14 protein-coding genes are annotated in these 18,983 nt (G+C 67.5%); 7 read left to right on the top strand and 7 right to left on the bottom strand.

Translation table 11 applies throughout. The features are described 5' to 3' along the window. Window positions 1–47: 47 nt before the first annotated feature. The 7 genes from HOP58_RS01825 to HOP58_RS01795 form a co-directional block, all read right to left on the bottom strand. Window positions 48–1,076, bottom strand: coding sequence for an amino acid ABC transporter substrate-binding protein (locus HOP58_RS01825; RefSeq protein ID WP_234259370.1), 1,029 nt, complete (start codon window positions 1,074–1,076; stop codon window positions 48–50). Between the two features lie 354 nt (window positions 1,077–1,430). Next, window positions 1,431–2,987, bottom strand: a complete 1,557-nt coding sequence (ahpF, locus tag HOP58_RS01820; RefSeq protein WP_234259369.1) for an alkyl hydroperoxide reductase subunit F — start codon at window positions 2,985–2,987, stop codon at window positions 1,431–1,433. Window positions 2,988–3,363: 376 nt separating this feature from the next. Then, window positions 3,364–3,927 carry an alkyl hydroperoxide reductase subunit C gene (gene ahpC / locus HOP58_RS01815; protein ID WP_010625824.1) on the bottom strand — a complete coding sequence of 188 codons (564 nt, stop codon included), beginning with the start codon at window positions 3,925–3,927 and terminating at the stop codon, window positions 3,364–3,366. 128 nt (window positions 3,928–4,055) lie between these two features. After that, window positions 4,056–4,460, bottom strand: a complete 405-nt coding sequence (locus HOP58_RS01810) for a ribonucleotide reductase subunit alpha (protein WP_234259368.1) — start codon at window positions 4,458–4,460, stop codon at window positions 4,056–4,058. Window positions 4,461–4,570: 110 nt separating this feature from the next. Beyond that, window positions 4,571–6,523: a M1 family aminopeptidase gene (locus tag HOP58_RS01805; RefSeq protein WP_234259367.1), complete on the bottom strand. Its 1,953-nt coding sequence runs from the start codon at window positions 6,521–6,523 to the stop codon at window positions 4,571–4,573. An 8-nt stretch (window positions 6,524–6,531) separates the two neighbouring features. Continuing rightward, window positions 6,532–7,707 carry a ChaN family lipoprotein gene (locus tag HOP58_RS01800; protein WP_234259366.1) on the bottom strand — a complete coding sequence of 392 codons (1,176 nt, stop codon included), beginning with the start codon at window positions 7,705–7,707 and terminating at the stop codon, window positions 6,532–6,534. A gap of 53 nt (window positions 7,708–7,760) precedes the next feature. Continuing rightward, window positions 7,761–9,062, bottom strand: coding sequence for an MFS transporter (locus HOP58_RS01795; RefSeq protein ID WP_234254874.1), 1,302 nt, complete (start codon window positions 9,060–9,062; stop codon window positions 7,761–7,763). Window positions 9,063–9,269: 207 nt separating this feature from the next. Between HOP58_RS01795 and HOP58_RS01790 the strand changes: the two genes are divergently transcribed. The 7 genes from HOP58_RS01790 (at window position 9,270) to selB (ending at window position 18,964) form a co-directional block, all read left to right on the top strand. Then, complete coding sequence (locus tag HOP58_RS01790) at window positions 9,270–9,686, top strand: hypothetical protein (protein ID WP_234259365.1); 417 nt, start codon at window positions 9,270–9,272, stop codon at window positions 9,684–9,686. 152 nt (window positions 9,687–9,838) lie between these two features. Beyond that, window positions 9,839–12,907 carry a formate dehydrogenase-N subunit alpha gene (fdnG, locus tag HOP58_RS01785; protein ID WP_267963258.1) on the top strand — a complete coding sequence of 1,023 codons (3,069 nt, stop codon included), beginning with the start codon at window positions 9,839–9,841 and terminating at the stop codon, window positions 12,905–12,907. Between the two features lie 15 nt (window positions 12,908–12,922). Continuing rightward, window positions 12,923–13,852 (top strand): formate dehydrogenase subunit beta, encoded by a 930-nt coding sequence (gene fdxH, locus HOP58_RS01780; protein ID WP_234259364.1) that lies wholly within the window; start codon window positions 12,923–12,925, stop codon window positions 13,850–13,852. Further along, window positions 13,849–14,538, top strand: a complete 690-nt coding sequence (locus HOP58_RS01775) for a formate dehydrogenase subunit gamma (RefSeq protein ID WP_234254876.1) — start codon at window positions 13,849–13,851, stop codon at window positions 14,536–14,538. Before fdxH ends, HOP58_RS01775 begins: the two co-directional genes overlap by 4 nt. After that, window positions 14,535–15,473, top strand: a complete 939-nt coding sequence (gene fdhE / locus HOP58_RS01770) for a formate dehydrogenase accessory protein FdhE (RefSeq protein ID WP_234259363.1) — start codon at window positions 14,535–14,537, stop codon at window positions 15,471–15,473. Before HOP58_RS01775 ends, fdhE begins: the two co-directional genes overlap by 4 nt. A gap of 111 nt (window positions 15,474–15,584) precedes the next feature. Continuing rightward, window positions 15,585–17,027 (top strand): L-seryl-tRNA(Sec) selenium transferase, encoded by a 1,443-nt coding sequence (gene selA / locus HOP58_RS01765; RefSeq protein ID WP_234259362.1) that lies wholly within the window; start codon window positions 15,585–15,587, stop codon window positions 17,025–17,027. Next, a complete protein-coding gene (gene selB / locus HOP58_RS01760) occupies window positions 17,024–18,964 on the top strand; it encodes a selenocysteine-specific translation elongation factor (RefSeq protein WP_234259361.1) in 1,941 nt (646 codons plus the stop codon). The genes selA and selB overlap by 4 nt, the downstream gene beginning before the upstream one ends. The last annotated feature ends 19 nt before the right edge of the window (window positions 18,965–18,983 follow it).

Genomic DNA, 18,983 nt, shown 5'->3' with positions numbered 1-18,983 from the left:
CCGGGGCAGGGTTGGATCGAGGCACCGCAGGTGACTCGGGCGGGCGATCAACGAATCGGCGGAGCGTACATGATGCCGCCATCGGTCCACAGGGCGTTCACGCCACGCTCGATCTGCAGCGGTGAGTCCATGCCCACGTTGCGGTCGTAGCTCTCGGCGTAGTTACCCACTTGGCTGATGATGTTGTAGGCCCAGTTGGCGTCGAGACCCATGCCCTCACCATAATTGCCGTCCTGTCCCAGCAGACGAGCGATGTTGGGGTTGTCAGACTCGCGCATCTCGTCGACGTTCTCGCTGGTGATGCCATACTCCTCGGCATTGATCATGGCGAACAGCGCCCACTTGACGATGTTGAACCACTGATCGTCGCCCTGGCGCACCGACGGCCCCAGCGGCTCCTTGGAGATGACGTCGGAGAGGACCACGGCGCCATCCGGGTCGGAGAGCTGGATACGCAGCGCGGCGAGCTGGGAGGTATCGGAGGTCAGCACGTCACAGCGACCGGCTTCGAAGCCGCCCACGGTCTGCTCGGAGGTATCGAAGACGATGGGCTGGAACTCCATGCCGTTGGCACGGAAGTAGTCCGCCAGGTTGAGCTCGGTGGTGGTGCCCGACTGGGTGCAGACCGCAGCGCCGTCGAGTTCCTTGGCGCTGGTCACGCCGAGGTCACGCGAAACGAGGAAACCCTGACCGTCGTAGAAGGTCACGCCGGTGAAGTTCAGACCCAGAGTGGTATCGCGAGTGGTGGTCCAGGTGGTGTTGCGCGAAAGGATGTCGACCTCGCCGGACTGCAGCGCGGTGAAACGCTCCACGGCGTTCAGGGAGATGTAGCGCACGGCTTCGGCATCGCCGAATACCGCAGCTGCCACGGCACGACAGACATCGACGTCCAGCCCCTGCCATTCGCCCTGGTCGTCGGGGGCGGAGAAGCCCGGCAGGCCGTCGCTGACGCCACACTGGACGGCGCCACGCTCGAGGGTGTTCTGCAGGGTGTTGGCCGAAGCCAGGGAGGCGCTACCCAGTGCCAGTGCCGCTGCGGAAGTGGCCAGTAGCCACTTGTTCTTGTTGTCACGCATGAAAAATATCCTCGATGGGTTATTGGTCTTCTTGAGTGATGCATGCCTGGGCATGTGCCCAGCACCTTAGCAAGGATTGTTCCAGGACAGGGATAGAGCAGGCAAAACACTTATTCAACGGTCGCAGCCAAGGCGATCCGTCCTGTGAGAACGCACCGCCTTAGTGCGCCCAGAGCCTACCGGCAGCCCACTTGCACCTGCAGAGTGCCACCTGGAAGGAGGAGCGACAGGCGGAGATCGAGACCGCTGAAAAGACGATGCCCCGCAGGTCATGGCCTGCGGGGCATCGAGTGAAGCGGCGGCCGGCAACGAGTTCCCGTTGCCGGCCGCGGACGTCAGTGACGTATCAGGGCGTCAGTGGCGAATCAGATAGTCGAAGGCGCCAAGTGCGGCCTTCGAGCCCTCGCCCATGGCGATGACGATCTGCTTGTAGGGCACGGTGGTGACGTCGCCGGCGGCAAAGATACCGGGCACCGAGGTCATGCCGCGCTCGTCGATCACGATCTCGCCGCGCGATGAGAGCTCGATGGGCGAATCGGTAAGCCACTCGGTATTGGGCACCAGGCCGATCTGGACGAAGATGCCCTCCAGCTCGAGCCGCTTGATCTCGCCGCTGGCACGCTCCTCGTACGTCAGGCCGTTGACCCGAGTGCCGTCGCCGTTCACTTCGGTGGTACGCGCGCCGAGGATGATCTCGACGTTGGACAGGCTGCGCAGCTTCTTTTGCAGCACTGCGTCGGCACGCATCTCGTCCATGAACTCGATCAGCGTTACGTGACCGACGATGCCAGCCAGATCGATGGCCGCCTCGACGCCGGAGTTGCCGCCGCCGATCACCGCCACGCGCTTGCCCTTGAACAGCGGACCATCGCAGTGGGGGCAGTAAGCCACGCCCTTGTTGCGGTACTCGGCCTCGCCTGGCACGTTCATCTCGCGCCAGCGGGCGCCGGTAGAGAGAATTAGCGTCTTGCTCTTGAGGCGCGCGCCGGAGGCGAACTCCACCTCATGCTCGCCGCCCTGGTCGGAGGCCGGGATCAGCCTGACCGCACGCTGCAGGTTCATGATGTCGGCTTCATACTCCGTGACGTGCTGCTCGAGGGCCGCGGCCAGCTTGGGGCCTTCGGTGTAGGGCACGGAGATGAAGTTCTCGATGGCCATGGTATCGAGCACCTGGCCGCCGAAGCGTTCGGCCGCCACGCCGGTGCGGATTCCCTTGCGCGCGGCGTAGATGGCCGCTGCGGCGCCGGCCGGGCCACCGCCCACCACCAGCACGTCGAAGGCATCCTTCTCGTTGAGCTTGGCCGCCTCGCGCTGGGCCGCGCCGGTGTCGACCTTGGCCAGGATCTGCTCCAGGCTCATGCGCCCCTGGTCGAAGGGTTCGCCGTTGAGGTAGATGCTCGGCACCGACATGATCTGGCGCTGTTCGACCTCGTCCTGGAACAGCGCGCCGTCGATGGCGACGTGGCGCACGCCCGGGTTGAAGATGGCCATCAGGTTGAGCGCCTGCACCACGTCGGGGCAGTTCTGGCACGACAGCGAGTAGTAGGTCTCGAAGTGGAACTCGCCTTCGAGCGCCTTGATCTGGGCGAGGGTGTCGTCGCTGACCTTGGGCGGATGACCGCCCACCTGCAGCAGCGCCAGCACCAGCGAGGTGAACTCGTGGCCCATGGGGATACCGGCGAAGACCACGCCGGGCTCCTCGCCGGGACGGTTCAGGGCGAAGGAAGGCTTGCGCGCATCCGTACCGTCCAGGCGCAGGGTGATCTTGTCGCTCAGGGCGACGATGTCCTTCAGCAGCCCATGCAGCTCCTGGGATTTCGCGCCGTCATCGAGGGATGCGACGATCTCGAACGGCTGCGTGACCTTCTGCAGGTAGGCTTTTAGCTGACTTTTCAGATTGTCGTCCAACATGACAGCGGTTTCCTTCATGTCTGGGCTGGAAAATGGCAAGACGATGCTCTCAGCGCTGACGTGGCGTCGGCACAGGCATGGGCTTGCACGTATCGGAAAATCGCCCGGGCAGCACATGCCCGGGCGGGAACGCGAGGCCAGCTCGCAGCCTCGCGATGATTCGACTTAGGGAACTGCTGATTCATGTCGCGAGCGATGAGAGGTTGGCCACCGCCGGAGCGCAGTACCGAGCGAAGCGACAAACAGCCGTAGGCTGGCCCCGAAGGGGCGAGAAGCCGAAGGCTGCGAGTCAACCGGAGCCTATGCGGTACTAGGTGAGGATTTCGAGCACCGCCGGTGGCCAAGATATCGAGCGCAGCAATGAATCAGTGTTTCCTTAGATCTTGCCGACCAGATCCAAGGAGGGAGCGAGAGTCTGCTCGCCTTCCTTCCACTTGGCCGGGCAGACTTCGTTCGGGTTGTTGCGAACGTACTGGGCGGCCTTCAGCTTGCGCAGGGTCTCGGCGACGTCGCGGGCGATGGCGTTGTCGTGGATCTCCAGGGTCTTGATCACGCCTTCCGGGTCGATCACGAAGGTGCCGCGCAGGGCCAGACCGGCTTCTTCGATATGCACACCGAAAGCGCGAGTCAGCTGGTGAGTCGGGTCACCGACCAGCGGGAACTTGGCCTTGCCCACCGCCGGGGAAGTCTCGTGCCATACCTTGTGCGAGAAGTGAGTGTCGGTGGTGACGATGTAGACCTCGGCACCGGCCTTCTTGAACTCCTCGTAATGCTCGGCGGCGTCCTCGACTTCGGTCGGGCAGTTGAAGGTGAACGCGGCCGGCATGAAGATCACCACAGACCACTGGCCCTTCAGGTCCTCGTTGGAGACTTCGACGAACTCGCCGTTGTGGAAAGCGGTGGCCTTGAACGGCTGGACTTCGGTGTTGATCAGGGACATTCAGTAATGCTCCGTGTCATTGGTGGGGTGATCCGAATACGGGGGCTATCTTATCTATCGCAACCCATAGGCGAAAATTGATTGCCGCCATGGTTCCGATAAGGGTTCTCTATGGTGTCACCGAAACGCTATTGCAAGGCTATCGCCTCACCCTGACGATTCAGCGCCAGGAAGCTCTGGGTATTGCCCATCTGCAGCGACTGCACCATACGCTGCACATGGTTCTCGGCCTCCTCGCTGGTGGGCGCCTCTCGGCCGCGGCCGGACAGCGCGCCGACGAAGACGACGTCCCACTCAATGCCGGTGTGCTGCGACTCCGCCACCAGCGCATCCATGTCACTGAGCTCCTCGGGCGCCTTGTCGACGCACAGTACCGGGGTCAGCGCGCCACCCTCACCCTGCTCGAAGCGCTCACGCTGCTCCTCGGTGGGGTTGTCCGGCAGCTCGGCGCGGGTGAAGACGAACAGCAGCCGCTGCGGCTCGGGCTGACGACGCGCCTCGTCCAGCAGATCGGCAAAACGGGAAATGGCCAAGGCAATCCTCCAGCAGATTCCGTGCGCTTTCGCGACATGATCGAGTCGTGCGCCGGGCATCCGGCGGCTCCCGATACGATAGCGCATCGAGCACCGCTGCGTGCAAGCGATCAGGGCGACCAATCGACGCGCAGGGCCGTCTCCTCGAGCGGCCAGGCGCCGGTAGTCGTTTCGTCGCCGTCCACGATCAGGTAGCCATGTGCCAGCTGATGGCGCAGGCTGCCCAGCAGGCGCATGAGGGTCTCCCGGTCGTCAGCGCTGACCGCCGTCACGGTGGTGCCGGGCAGGGTCCAGGCCCGTGCCTGGCCACGTTGCGCCATGTCGGGGACGACACCATCGAGCCCCTGGCCCTCGAGCCAGCCAGCGACGGGCTCGGTCAGCCCCACCAACAGCAGCGGCGGCGCGCCTTCTGCCAGCGACATCCCCTCGCTGGCAGAAGGCAGCGGGGCACCCAGGGCCTGCCTGACCGGCTCGGCCAGCGAGGCCTCCAAGGCCAGCAGCCGACTGGCAGGATCGAGCGCCACCCGGCGCAGGATCGGCGGTCCGCCCACCCGGCGCAGCAGGTCGAAGTCGGGGTCGACGAGAAGCGCGAGCGGCTCATTCTCCAGCCGCAGCGAGAAGTCGGCGCGCTCCGCTTCGAGCGAAACACGGTGCCGCTCCACGCCGGCAGTAGTCTCGACCGTGAGCGGCACCTGGAGCGGCCAGGGTGCACCCACCCCGCTCTGCTCTAGCACCCCCGCTAGCGTCCAGCCGTCCGGCGTCTCACGGCGAGTGGCCTCGACACCCAGCGCTGGACGCCCCGGCTGCTGCGCCCAGGCTTCGACAAACGCGTGAAGCGACTCGCCGGCGGCCTCGCCCAGCGCCTTCGCGAGGTCGCCCCAACCGGCCTCACGATGCATATGGCGCTCGGCGAAGCGGCGCAGCCCCGCATCGAAGGCTTCGTCGCCGATACGCTGGCGCAGCATGTGCAGCAGCATGGCGCCGTGCTGATAGCCCAGCAGGCGTAGCGCCGGGTCGCGCTGGCCGCGGAAATCAGTCAGGCGGCGGTCGTAGCCATCCGGCAGCGCCGCCAGATCGAGCAGCCAGCGGCGGCGGGTCTCCCGCGCCTCGCCGCGGGCTTCGTCGAGGGCATAGTCGGCCAGGTAGGTGGTCAGCGCCTCGGACCAGTTGCCGCCGATCCCGTCTTGGTTGGAATAGTCGACCAGCACCCCGGCACCCCACCAGGCGTGCATCAGCTCGTGGGCCAGCGAAGTGCGAGGGATGAACGGCAACGGGATGACCCGCTCGCCGAGCAGGGTGAAGCCGGGATAGGCCAGCCCAACCGGGGCCGGCGAGGCGGCGATGCTGAAACTGGCGTAGGGATAGGGGCCGACGCGTTCGACGAAGCGCTGCAGGTAGTCGGCGGCATGGTCCAGGTAGGTTTCGGCGTGGGCGGCATCGAGCGCCTCGGGGAACAGCGTGCGCAAAAGCACGCCGTCGACCTCACGGCTGCGCTCCACCCACGGGCCGGAGGCCAGCTCCACCACCCGCGTGCGCGGATGCTCATGGCGCACGCGATAACCCACCTCGTCGACCCGGGGCTCGCCCTGCAGCGAACCGGTGGCCACCGCCCGCTGCCCTGGGGGTAGCGCGATCTGCAAGGTCAGTGCAAAAGGGCCGAGGTCGTCGAAGCGCGGATACCAGCCGCCGTGGGCCGGCAGCAGGCTGCCACGAGGCGAGACCATTAGCCGCTCGCCGTCCTCCAGCCGCCCCTGCCAGCGCAGCGTCAGCGTTTCGGCTCCCGGCGGCAGCGCCAGCCGATAGTGGCCGTCGCCCTCAGCCGCCGCCGCGATGGCGTCGCCGTCGGCCTGCGCGGCAACCAGCTCGAGGCCGGGCAGAAGCGTGAAGTCACTCGACTCGGGCGGCGGCGAGAAGGTCATCTCCCCCGCCAGGCGGCCACTGTCGGGATCGAGCGAGATATCGAGGCTGACCTGGGGCAGCGCCTCGGCCCGCGCCGCAGCGATGCCGAAAAGCAGGGCGAACGCCGTCAGTCCGACCAGGAGTGCGCGCAGCGCGTTCGGCATGGCCCGGCTCATCGCGTGCCGCTGCCGCCGTCACTCGGCGGGAAACGCGCCAGGATCTCGCGCCGCTCACCGTTGCGCTCCACCTCCAGCGGCAGCAGGGTGCCGGGCGGCTGCCGCTGCACCCGTTGGGTCAGATCGGCAGGCCTCGCCAGCGCCTCACCCGCGGCGCGCATAATGATATCCCCCTCCTCCAGGCCCGCGCTCTCGGCCACGGAGCCACTCTGAATGCCGCGCACCTCGATCCCGGCCTCATTGGGCACGATATAGACCCCGAGCTGCATCGGCGGCTGGGCCTGCGCCGGGGTCTCGGCCAGGGTGAATACGGCATGCGCCAGCCCCGCCGGCGGCAGCTCGCAGCCGTCGACTTCCACCGCCCAGGGCAGCAGGGTAGCGTGGGCGTCTACATCCAGGTCGTTGAGCTGATGGGGCACCCCGTGCTCGTACTGCAGGTGGCCTTGGCCGATCAGCCCCACCGCCAGCACCCCCTCGGCAGTGGCTTCGGCCAGCCCTGTGGCCATGGCGCGGTCCCATACGAGCTGCGCGGCGATGAAGCGCTCGAGGCTCGCTTCATCGTCCCCCGCGCTGGGATGCTGGGCATGCACGGCGGCCAGACGCTCGCGGTAGGCCGGCAGCGCCTCGGCCGGTGGAGAGATTCCGAAGCGCTCGCTCTCCGGAACCCCATCCCAGCTCTCACCGACCAGGCGACCGCGCAGCTCGGGGGTGACGTTGATCGCCTTGAGCGGCACCTGGTTCAGGCGGGCGAAGTGCAGGATCGGCAGGTAGAGCTCCGGATCGAAGCCCCAGGCGCTGCGCCAGTTGCTGGCGTCGAGGAACTCCGCCTCGTCGAGCTCCCCCGCCACCCAGGCATCCAGCGCGGGCTGGGCCTCGCGGGGCAGCATCTCCAGGCCGATCACCATGTCCGGGCGCAGGGCGTGCAGGCCGGCCAGGGTGTGCAGCTGCCAGCGGTGGTGATCCATGCGGTCGTGCTGCTCGCCGAGCAGCACCACGTCGCGCTCGGCGAGATTGGCGAACAGTGCCGCCGAATCGAGCCGCTCGCCGCCGGGCTGCAGCCATTGGCCCGGCGGCGGGCAGCTGTCGGCCTGTACGGTCATGGGCAGCGCCAGGCAGGTCAGCAGGCCCAGCGCATGGCCCAGCATACGGGGCAGGGCGAATGAACGTCGCATCGGTCTTTTTTCTCCCTCTGAGGGCGTCCCCCATGATGGCGCATTCGCCAGCCTCAGGCAGCCTCTTCCCGCGACGTCCCCGCGGCCTCCTCGAAGTGGAACTCCATCTGGGTCGGCTCCAGGCGCGGATCGAGCTCGGTGAAATGCGGCGTCTCCAGGGTCGGCACCGCCACGAAGGGCTCCTGCTCGACTTCCTCGATCGGCTCACCGGGACGACGGCGCAGGCGCAGCGTCACGAACAGCGCCAGCGCCAGCGAGGCGCCGCCGAGGAACATCCACAGCCCATCGGGGCCGATCGCCTGCATCACCAGCGAGGCCGAGAAGGGGCCGATGATCGAGCCGATGCCGTACCAGATCATCAGCTTAGCATTGGCGGCGACGATCTCGCCGGGCTCCAGCCAGTCGTTGGTATGGGCCAGGCTCAGAGCGTAGAGGGTATGCAGCATGGCGGTGTGGAAGCAGGCCACCAGTACCAGCAGCCAGAAGTCGATGCGCACCAGCATCGACACCAGGACACCGGAAATCGTCATCACCACCGCCATGCCGAGGATCACCTTGCGCCGGTCGATACGGTCGGAGAGCCGCCCGAGCCCCCACTGGGCGAACAGCGCCACCATGGTGGTGATGGCCATGAAGCGCGCCGTTTCGCCAGTGGTCAGGCCGATCTCCTGACCGTAAAAGGGCGTCATGGCGAAGAAGGACTGCACCATCAATCCGGCGGTGAATGCCCCCACCAGCCCCACCGGTGCGCGTTTGAACAGCGTCTTGAGCGGGATCTTCTGCGGCTGGATGTCGTGGGTCTGGCGCGGACCGTGGATGCGCACGATCGACAGCGGCACCAGCGCCAGGGCGAACAGCATACCGACCAGTGAGAACAGCGCCGGGCCGGCCGGATCGGCCAGGTTGAGCATCCACTGCCCGCCGGCCAGCGACAGGGTCGAGATGATCATGTAGATCGCCAGCACCCGGCCGCGATTGTCGTTGGTCGACTCCCCCGAGACCCACGACTCCATCACCATCAGCATGCCGGCCGTGGCGACCCCGCCGAGCAGGCGCCAGACCAGCCAGGCCCAGGCGTCGACCCACAGGCCGTGAAGCATGGCGGTCACCGCCAGGATGCCGGCGCAGGCGGCGAACACACGGATATGCCCCACGCTGCGAATGCGCTTTTCCAGCAGGTAGCTGCCCAGCACGAAGCCGAGCGAAAAGCTCGACATCAGCAGGCCCGCCATGTGCGAGGGGAAGCCCTCGATGGACATGCGCACCCCGAGCAGGGTCATGATCAGACCGTGCCCGAGCAGGAAGCTGATTTCACAGACGAACAGGATCGGAAGGGTGGCCGGTAAACTGCGCAAGATGTCACTCCATTGACGATGCCGGACGATGGACGATGCCGGACGCGAAACGAACGTGACCACCCCGGCATCCCATCGGGCGGCCTGGCTCCAGTGTAGAAAGGCGTAGCGAGAGATTGCCACTCATCGAACCCAGGCTCCTCGCTGTCGGCCTCAGCCGACAGGGTCTACGCTGGGTGTGTGAGAGCGGCAGGCAAGGAGGCAAGCATGGCAGCCAAGACATTCCCCCCTATGCTGCTGGGAGCCATCATGCTCTGGTCGGCCCCAGCACTGGCCACCGACCCGGCCACACCGGACGAGAGTGCCGCCGGCATGGACCCGGCGGAGATCACCGAAGCGCCGGATGTCACCACCGGACGGGCCGGCACCACCAGCGGTATCACCGGTGCCGACATGGAAGAGGAGGATCAGGGCAGCGGCAGCGGCGAGACCCAGGGCGACGAGCTGTTCCAGACGCCCGCCGCCGCATCCGATGCCGGCCCGGCCTACGAGACCCAGTCGCCCGAGCGCGAGGAGGATGGCGAAGGCGATGACGAGGTCATGCCCGACGAACCGCTGGGCGCCGACGACACCGGTCGACAGGAAGACGGCGAGCCCCAGGCCAGCGGCGATCAATCGCCCTGATGACCCGGCGACAGCCATCCCGCGGCAGCCATTCGTTACCAACGGAAACCAACGACGAACCGCGATCCTGTCAGGAGTCGCTACGCTTAATACAGACCGCTAGCAAAGATGCATAACGATACAATGGGTACGGGAACCAGGCAGGAGGCCTCATGACCCTCAGGGTTTCGCGCAGACAGTTCTTCAAGCTCGGTGCGGCGGGGATGGCCACATCCAGCATGGCGATGATGGGCTTCGCCCCGGATCCCGCCATCGCCTCGATTCGCCACTTCAAGCTCACCGGCGCCAAGATCACGCGCAGCAACTGCACCTACTGCTCGGTGGGCTGCGGCGTGCTGATCTATGCCCGCGGCGACGCCGCGATCAACAACATCGACGACATCTATCACGTCGAAGGCGACCCGGATCACCCGGTGAGTCGCGGCTCGCTATGCCCCAAGGGCGCGGGGCTGCTCGACTACATCCGCAGCGAATCGCGCCTGCGCTATCCCCAGGTACGCGAGGCCGGCAGCAGGGAGTGGAAGCGGATCAGCTGGGACGAGGCCTTCACCCGCATCGCCCGACACATGAAGGACGATCGCGACGCCAACTTCGTTACCCAGGACGACGAAGGCAATACGGTCAATCACTGGACCACTACCGGCATGCTGGCGGCCTCGGCCTCGACCAACGAGACCGCCTACTGCACTCACAAGATCGCCCGCAGTCTGGGCATGGTGGCGTTCGACAACCAGGCGCGCGTCTGACACGGACCGACGGTGGCAGGTCTTGCCCCAACATTCGGTCGCGGTGCCATGACCAACCACTGGGTCGACATTCGCAATGCAGACCTGATCATCGGCATGGGTGGCAACCCTGCCGAGGCTCATCCTGTTGGCTTCCGCTGGGTGATGGAGGCGCGCGAGCACAACGACGCCCGGCTGGTGGTGGTCGACCCGCGCTTCACCCGCACCGCCGCGGTGGCGGACTATTTTGCCGAGATACGCACCGGCACCGACATCGCCTTCCTCGGCGGGCTGATCCATTACCTGATCGAGAGCGGTCGCTTCCAGCGCGACTACGTGCTCGCCTACACCGACGCCAGCCTGCTGGTGGCCGATGAGTTCGGCTTCGAGGACGGTCTATTCAACGGCTACGACACCGACAACGGCGAATACGAGATGGAGGGCTGGCAGTACCAGTACGACGAGGACGGTCACGCCCTGCGCGACGAGACACTCGAGCACCCGCGCTGCGTGTTCCAGCTGATGCGCCAGCACTACAGCCGCTACACCCTTGACGTAGTCTCCTCGGTGTGCGGCACGCCGCGCGACAAGATCCAGCACGTGTGGGACATGGCCGCCGAAACGGCCGCCCCCGACAAGACCATGACTTTCCTCTATGCGCTGGGCTGGACGCAGCACTCCATCGGCTCGCAGATCATCCGCACCGCGGCCATCGTCCAGTTGCTGCTGGGCAACATGGGCATGCGCGGCGGCGGGGTCAACGCCCTGCGCGGCCACTCCAACATCCAGGGACTGACCGACCTGGGGCTGCTCTCCGATCAGTTGCCCGGCTACCTGACCCTACCCGACGACGACGAGCAGGACTACGAGGATTTCATCCTCGAACGTGCACGGCCGCCGCTGGTGCCTGAAGAGATCTCCTACTGGCGCTACTACGAGCGCTTCCACGTCAGCCTGATGAAGGCGTGGTACGGCAACGCCGCCACCGAGGCCAACGACTGGTGCTACGACTGGCTGCCGAAGATGGGCGAGGACCTCTACGACATCCTGCACACCTTCGAACGCATGCATCGCGGCGAGATGACCGGCTACCTGTGCCAGGGCTTCAATCCGCTGGCGGCCTTCCCGCACAAGGCCAAGGTCACCGAGGCGCTGTCGCAGCTGAAATTCCTGGTGGTGATCGACCCGCTGCGCACCGAAACGGCGGAGTTCTGGATGAACCACGGCGAGTATCACGACGTCGACCCCGCCGCCATCGATACCGAGGTGTTCCGCCTGCCCACCACCAGCTTCGCCGAGGAGGACGGCACCATCGTCAACAGCTCGCGCTGGCTGCAGTGGTTCTGGCAGGCCGCGCCACCGCCGGGCGAAGCCAAGCCCGACACGGCGATCCTGGCCGGCATCTTTCTGCGCATGCAACGGCTCTACCAGGAAGAAGGCGGTGCCTTCCCCGACCCCATCCTCAACCTGCACTGGCCCTACCGCCGGCCGGAGGAACCGAGCCCCGAGGAGCTGGCTCGGGAGTACAACGGCTGGGCGCTGGAGGACGTCTTCGACGAGGACCGCAACCTGGTGGTACGCGCCGGCGAGCAAATCGAGGATTTCGGCTTCCTGCGCGCCGACGGCTCCACTGCCTGCGGCTGCTGGATCTTCGCCGGCTGCTGGACCGAGGGCGGCAACCAGATGGTGCGCCGCGACAACTCCGACCCCTACGGCACCGGCCAGACCCTTGGCTGGGCCTGGTCGTGGCCGGCCAACCGCCGCATCCTCTACAACCGCGCCAGCGCCCGCCCCGACGGCACGCCGTGGGCGGCCAACAAGGCCGTGGTGTGGTGGGACGGCGAACGCTGGGTCGGTAACGACGTGCCTGACTTTCCCGAGGACTCGCCGCCCGAGGCGACCCAAGGCCCGTTCATCATGAATCAGACCGGGCGCGGCCAGCTGTTCGCCCGCGACCGCATGAAGGAGGGGCCCTTCCCGGAGCACTACGAACCCTTCGAAACGCCAGTCGCGAACAACCCGCTGCACCCGGACAACCCGCTGGCCAAGCACAACCCGGGAGCGCGCATCTTCCCGCAGGATCGGGAAAACCTCGGCACCTTCGAGGAGTTCCCCCATGCCGCCACCAGCTATCGCCTGACCGAGCACTTCCACTACTGGACGATGCACAACCGGCTCAACGCCATCGCCCAACCGGAGAAGTTCGTCGAGATCGGCGAGAGCCTGGCCCAGGAGCTGGGCATCGCCAAGGGCGATCGGGTGCGGGTCAGCTCCAAGCGCGGCTACATCGATGCGGTGGCGGTGGTGACCAAGCGCATTCGTCCGCTGCAGGTGGCCGGCAAGACGGTGCATCAGGTGGGCATTCCGCTGCACTGGGGCTTTCTCGGCGAGACCAAGAAGGCCCATCTGACCAACACGCTGACCCCATCGGTGGGCGACGCCAACACCCAGACGCCGGAGTACAAGTCGTTCCTGGTGCGCGTCGACAAGCTGTAGCGCAAGGAGGCCAAGATGAGAGGCGAACAGGTCAATCTGCAGAACATCATCGCCCGCTCGGCGACCACGGTGCCCTCGCCCCAGGAGCGAACGGGGGGCATCGACCCGGTGACCAAGCTGATCGACGTGTCGCGCTGCATCGGCTGCAAGGCGTGCCAGGTCGCCTGCGCCGAGTGGAACGACCTGCGCGACGAGGTCGGCAACAACGTCGGCGAGTACGACAACCCGCTCGATCTCACCCCCAATACCTGGCAGGTGATGCGCTTCGACGAGTACGAGAACGAGCAGGGCAACCTGGAGTGGCTGATCCGCAAGGACAACTGCATGCACTGCGCCGACCCCGGCTGCCTCGAGGCCTGCCCGGCACCCGGCGCCATCGTGCAGTACGCCAACGGCATCGTCGACTTCAACTCCGAGCACTGCATCGGCTGCGGCTACTGCGTCACCGGCTGCCCCTTCGACGTACCGCGCATCTCGGAGGTGGACGGCAAGTCGTACAAGTGCACGCTGTGCTCCGACCGGGTGTTCCACGGCCTGGAGCCGGCCTGCGTCAAGTCGTGCCCCACCGGTTCGATCATGTTCGGCACCCGGGACGACATGCTCGACCTGGCCGAGACCCGCACCAACTTTCTCAAGAGCCGCGGCTACGACAACGCCGGGGTCTACAACCCCGAGGGCGTGGACGGCACCCACGTGATCTACGTGCTGCAGCATGCCGACAAGCCGGGGCTCTACAGCGCCCTGCCGGAGGATCCCCGCATCAGCCCGATGGTCAGCGCCTGGAAGGGCGTGACCAAACCGCTGGCCTCGGCGGCCATCGGCCTGGCCGCCCTGACCGGCTTTCTCCACTACGCCACCGCCGGCCCCAAGGAGCACGGCGAGGAGGACGAGCAGGCGGTGCGCGACGACGAGGCCCGCCAGCGGGAACGGGAGGAGCGACCATGAGCCTGGCCAAGACGGATCCGCAGCTGCTGCGCTACGGCGTCTGGACACGCCTGCTGCACTGGCTCGTCGCCATCAGCTTCGTGCTGCTGGTGCTCAGCGGGCTGCCCTTCTTTCACCCCTTCTTCTGGTCGCTGACCGGGCTGTTCGGCGGCCCCACCATGACCCGCATCCTGCACCCCTGGATCGGCCTGTTCATGTCGCTGCTGTTCGTGCTGATGGCGATCCGCTTCTTCAAGGAGAGCCTGTTCAAGCGCCACGACGTGCAGTGGCTCAAGCAGATCGACGACGTGCTGGCCAATCGCGACGAGAAGCTGCCGCCGGTGGGCAAGAACAACGCCGGCCAGAAGCTGGTGTACTGGGTCATGCTGCTGTGCGTACCGCTGCTGCTGATCAGCGGCGTGCTGATGTGGCAGCCCCTGGTCGGTGAAGAAGTACCGATCACTCTGCGCCGGCTGGCCTCGATGGGCCACGCCTACCTCGCCTTTCTCGCCATCATCACCCTGATCATCCACATCTACTCGGGCATCTGGGTCAAGGGCTCGTTCCAGGCCATGGTGCGCGGCCGGGTGAGCAAGGCCTGGGCCCGCCATCATCATGACCTGTGGTACGAGGAAGAGATGGAGAAGGAGCGCAAGCACCGCGAGATAAGCCGCCGCCACGAAAGCCGCAAAGGGGAGTCGCCGTGACCCACGCTTATGGCAATGCCCCCTCGGGGATCATGCAACCGCCCGAGGTCCGCCTGCCCGGCGACGACCACTTCGCCCGGCGCGCGCGGCGTCTGCAGGCGCTGGCCGAACGCAACGCCCCGCTGGGAGAGTTTCTCGGTTTCATGGCCCAGCTGGCCACCGCCCAGCAGGTGGCGCTGGAGCGGGCCACGGGCTGGCAGCCCGGGCCCGAGGCGTTTCACCTGGCGCTGGAGCACGGCATGCCGCCGCTCAATGCCCAGGCGCTGCAGGGCGACATCGACATCCAGGGCGAGCTGACGGCTCTGCTCGGCGCACTGGAGCTGCACGTGGGCGAGGCTCAACGCCCCCTCATCGCCGCCCTGCGCGAACTGCCCGACGCCACGCTGAAGCAGCTCATGGCCCAGCTCCTGGCCGGTGAGGCCGGTGACGAGCAGCACCGTGGGCTGATGCCGCTGATCGCCGCTGCCCTGCAGGTGGCCTGGCAGCGGCTGGTGCAGGCGCTGCCGCATGCCCCGGCCCGCCCCAGCGGCGAGACACGTACCCTGTGCCCCTGCTGCGGTTCGCCGCCAGTGGCCAGCGTGATCGAGAGCGAGGCCAGCTGCAGCGGCGTACGCTACCTGCAGTGCGGCCTGTGCGCGACCCAATGGTACTTCGAACGCTCCCTGTGCAGCGTGTGCGAGCAGAGCGGCAAGCTCAGCTACTTGAGCCTGGCGCCGCAAGCGAGCGAAGGGGAAGACGAAGCGACTGCCGAGGCGGCCCAGGCCGAGGCCTGCGGCGACTGCGGCAGCTATCTCAAGATATTCCCCCGCACGCTGGACGCCGAGGCCGAGCCGCTGGCCGACGACCTGGCCAGCCTGGCGCTGGACCTGCTGCTGGGCGAGGAGGGGCGCTACCGACGCAGCGGCTATAACCCGCTGCTGATCGCCGAAGGCTGAGCCGGCGGTTGGACGCCGCGCGGTCGGACATGCTATGCCATAGGGAGCCACAGTGCGCTTAGGCGCCTGGCAACGCCACCTGATCGCTCCGACATGGACACGAGCACGACAATGGACGTTCGACGCAGCCTGCCCGCAGTGGATACCCTGCTGGCCCATCCCGCCGTGGCCGCCGCCCGCGCCCGCCATGGCCACCGCCTCGTGCGGCGCGCGGTACGCCAGACCCTGGACGAGGCCCGCCAGCAGCTCGCCGCTGACCAGAAGACCAGTGAAAGCGTCGATGGCGACGCCCTGGCCAACGCCGCCATCGAGCGGCTCACCGAGCTGGCCCGCCCGGCTTCCCGCGCGGTATTCAATCTCACCGGTACCGTGATCCACACCAACCTGGGCCGCTCCACCCTCGCCGAGGCGGCCATCACGGCCATGGCCGATGCCGCACGCCACCCCATGGCGCTGGAGTACGATCTGGACGATGGCGGCCGCGGCGACCGCGACCGCCTGGTCGAGGATCTGCTGTGCGAACTGACCGGCGCCGAGGCCGCCACCGTGGTCAACAACAACGCCGGCGCCGTGCTGCTGGCGCTGGGCGCCCTGGGAGCCGGACGCGAGGCGCTGATCTCCCGCGGCGAGCTGATCGAGATCGGCGGTGCCTTCCGCATGCCCGACATCATGCAGGCGGCCGGCTGCCGGCTGCGCGAGGTGGGCGCCACCAACCGCACCCACCCGCGGGACTTCGAGTCCGCCATCGGCGAGCACACCGGGCTGATCGTCAAGGCGCACACCTCCAACTACGCCATCACCGGCTTCACCAAGAGCGTGCCGGAACCCACGCTGGCCGAGATCGCCCACGCTCACGGCGTCCCCCTGCTGGTCGACCTGGGCAGCGGCGCGCTGGCCGACTTCACCGCCCTCGGCCTGCCCTACGAGGCGCAGCCGAATGACGCCATCGCCGCCGGCGCCGATGTGGTCACCTTCAGCGGTGACAAGCTGCTCGGCGGCCCCCAGGCGGGCATCATCGTCGGCCGCCGGGAAGCCATCCAGACCATCAAGCGCCATCCCCTCAAGCGCGCCCTGCGCCTGGACAAACTGACCCTGGCGGCGCTGGAGGCCACCCTGCGCCTCTACCGCGACAGCGACGCCCCCGAGCGCGACATCCCCACCCTGGCGCTGCTGACCCGCCTCGAGGCGGAGATCGCCGCCACCGGCGAACGCCTGCTCCCCCATGTGAGCAGTCTGCTCAGCGACTTCGAAGTGACGCTCGCCCCCTGCGCCAGCCAGCTCGGTAGCGGCTCACTGCCGGTGGACCGGCTGCCAAGCCGGGCCCTGACATGGCGCCCCCGCGCCGAGCAGCGACGCCAGCGCGAGCGTCAGCTGCATCGCCTGGAAGGCGCCCTGCGCCAGCTGCCGCGCCCGGTCATCGGGCGCATCGGCGATGGCGCCCTGCACCTTGACCTGCGCTGCCTGGCCGGCGAGGCGGAAATCGCCATCTTCATCGGTCAGCTGGAGCAGCTGCCCCGCCTGTATGGCGCTGCCCCGCCGGGAGACACGCCGTGATCGTCGGCACCGCCGGCCACGTCGACCACGGCAAGACCGCCCTGATCCAGCAGCTCACCGGTATCGACACCGACCGGCTGAAGGAGGAGAAAGCACGTGGCCTGACCATCGAGCCCGGCTTCGCCTATCCCGAGGTGGCCGAGGGCGTCGAGCTCGGCTTCGTCGACGTGCCCGGTCACGTGCGCTTCCTGCATCACATGGTGGCCGGTAGCGCCGGGGTCGATACGGTGCTGCTGGTGGTGGCCGCCGACGACGGCGTGATGCCGCAGACCGTCGAACACCTGCAGATCCTCTCCCTGCTGGGGCTCGACCGCGGCCTGGTGGCACTGACCAAGGTCGACCGGGTCGACGCCGCGCGCCGCCGTCAGGTGCGCGAGGAGATCGCCGCTCTGCTGGCCGGCACGCCGCTGGCCGAGGCGCCGCTTCACGAGGTGTCGAGCACAAGCGGCGAAGGGGTGAATGCCCTGCGCGAACGGCTGTGGGCGATGGCCTCGGCGCAGCGCGACACCGTCGTGCGCGGCCATTTCCGCTTCGTCGTCGACCGGGTCTTCACCAAACGCGGCGCCGGCGTGGTGGTGACCGGTACCGCACTGGCCGGCCGGGTGAGCGTGGGCGACACGCTACGCCTGGCCCTCAGCGGCCATAAGGCCAGGGTGCGCGGCCTGCGTCGCCAGAACCGCGAGAGCGAGTGGGCGCACCAGGGCGACCGCGTGGCGCTCAACCTGGCCGGCAGCGACATCGACCACGACCTCGTTCAGCGCGGCGACTGGCTGGTCGCCGATGCGCTCGAGACGCCGCCGCTGCGTCGCCTGGACGCGGCACTGCAGCTGCTCGACTCGGCTCCGAGCGTGAAGCACTGGACGCCGGTGCAGGTGCACCTGGGCGTGGGCCGCTATGGCGGGCGCCTCTCGCTGCTGGAAGGCCAGCACCTCTCCCCCGGTGAGAGCATGCTGGGTCAGCTGGTGCTGGACGAGCCGGTGCACGCCTGCCTGGGCGACCGCTGCGTGATTCGCGATCCCGCAGCGGGCATCACCCTGGGCGGGGCCACGGTGCTGGAGGGCGACCCGCCGCGCCGCGGCCAGCGCCGTCCCGAACGGCTGGCCTGGCTCGCCGCCCTGGCCCGCTGCGCCGACAGCACGCCGCTCGACCTGGCACCGGCGCTGGAAGCCGGGCTACGCCTGCAGCCTACCGGCATCGATCTCGACGCCCTGGCACGCAACGCCAACCTCGAGCCGGCGGCGCTGATCGACGCGGTGGCGGCGCTGGGCGGCGTTACGCTACCGAACCGGGAACGGACCCGCGTCTTCTCCGCCGAGGCCATCGCAGCTCTGGAAGCCCGGCTGCTCGACAGCGTGGCCACTAACCACGAGCGCGAGCCTTCGATGCTGGGCACCGAGCGCGGCCGGCTGACGCGCCAGGCCGTTCCGCAGCTACCCGAAGCGACGGGCCGGCAGCTGATCGAGCGGCTGGTGGCCTGCGGCAAGCTGGTGTCCCACGGCCCCTTCGTCGCCCTGCCCGGTCACCAGGCCAGCCTCGGCGAAGCGGACGAAGCACGTTGGCAACGGCTCGAACCGCACATCGCCGAGGCAGGCTTCCAACCGCCGCGAGTGCGCGATCTGGCCGCCAGCGAAGGCTTCGCAAAAGAGAGCCTCGATGAAGCCCGCATCCGCGAGGTGCTCATCGCCTGTGCCCGCCTCGGCCGGCTCTACCAGGTGCGCCGCGACCACTTCTATCCGGCCGCCACGGTGGCCGAGATGGCCGCCATCGTGCAGGCACTCGAACGCGAGCACGGCAGGATCCGCGCAGCCGACTTTCGCGACCGCATCGGCACCGGCCGCAAGCTGGCCATTCACATACTCGAATTCTTTGATAAGGTAGGCTTCACGCGCCGTATCGGAGACGAGCGCGTGATACGCAACGCCGAGATGTGGCCGTAGGACAACGGCCTATCATGAA

This window comes from Halomonas sp. MCCC 1A11062 (assembly GCF_021404355.1).
Classification (GTDB): domain Bacteria; phylum Pseudomonadota; class Gammaproteobacteria; order Pseudomonadales; family Halomonadaceae; genus Halomonas; species Halomonas aerodenitrificans.
The sequence above is the reverse complement of the archived record's forward strand: the minus strand, read 5'-3'. Positions and strand labels throughout refer to the sequence as shown.

Excerpts from the sequence above, each read along its gene's own strand:
- HOP58_RS01790 (WP_234259365.1), top strand. The coding sequence starts at position 9,270 with ATGGCAGCCAAGACATTCCCCCCTATGCTGCTGGGAGCCATCATGCTC.
- ahpF (WP_234259369.1), bottom strand. The coding sequence starts at position 2,987 with ATGTTGGACGACAATCTGAAAAGTCAGCTAAAAGCCTACCTGCAGAAG.
- HOP58_RS01800 (WP_234259366.1), bottom strand. The coding sequence starts at position 7,707 with ATGCGACGTTCATTCGCCCTGCCCCGTATGCTGGGCCATGCGCTGGGC.
- HOP58_RS01775 (WP_234254876.1), top strand. The coding sequence starts at position 13,849 with ATGAGCCTGGCCAAGACGGATCCGCAGCTGCTGCGCTACGGCGTCTGG.
- ahpC (WP_010625824.1), bottom strand. The coding sequence starts at position 3,927 with ATGTCCCTGATCAACACCGAAGTCCAGCCGTTCAAGGCCACCGCTTTC.
- HOP58_RS01825 (WP_234259370.1), bottom strand. The coding sequence starts at position 1,076 with ATGCGTGACAACAAGAACAAGTGGCTACTGGCCACTTCCGCAGCGGCA.
- selA (WP_234259362.1), top strand. The coding sequence starts at position 15,585 with ATGGACGTTCGACGCAGCCTGCCCGCAGTGGATACCCTGCTGGCCCAT.
- fdxH (WP_234259364.1), top strand. The coding sequence starts at position 12,923 with ATGAGAGGCGAACAGGTCAATCTGCAGAACATCATCGCCCGCTCGGCG.
- HOP58_RS01805 (WP_234259367.1), bottom strand. The coding sequence starts at position 6,523 with ATGCCGAACGCGCTGCGCGCACTCCTGGTCGGACTGACGGCGTTCGCC.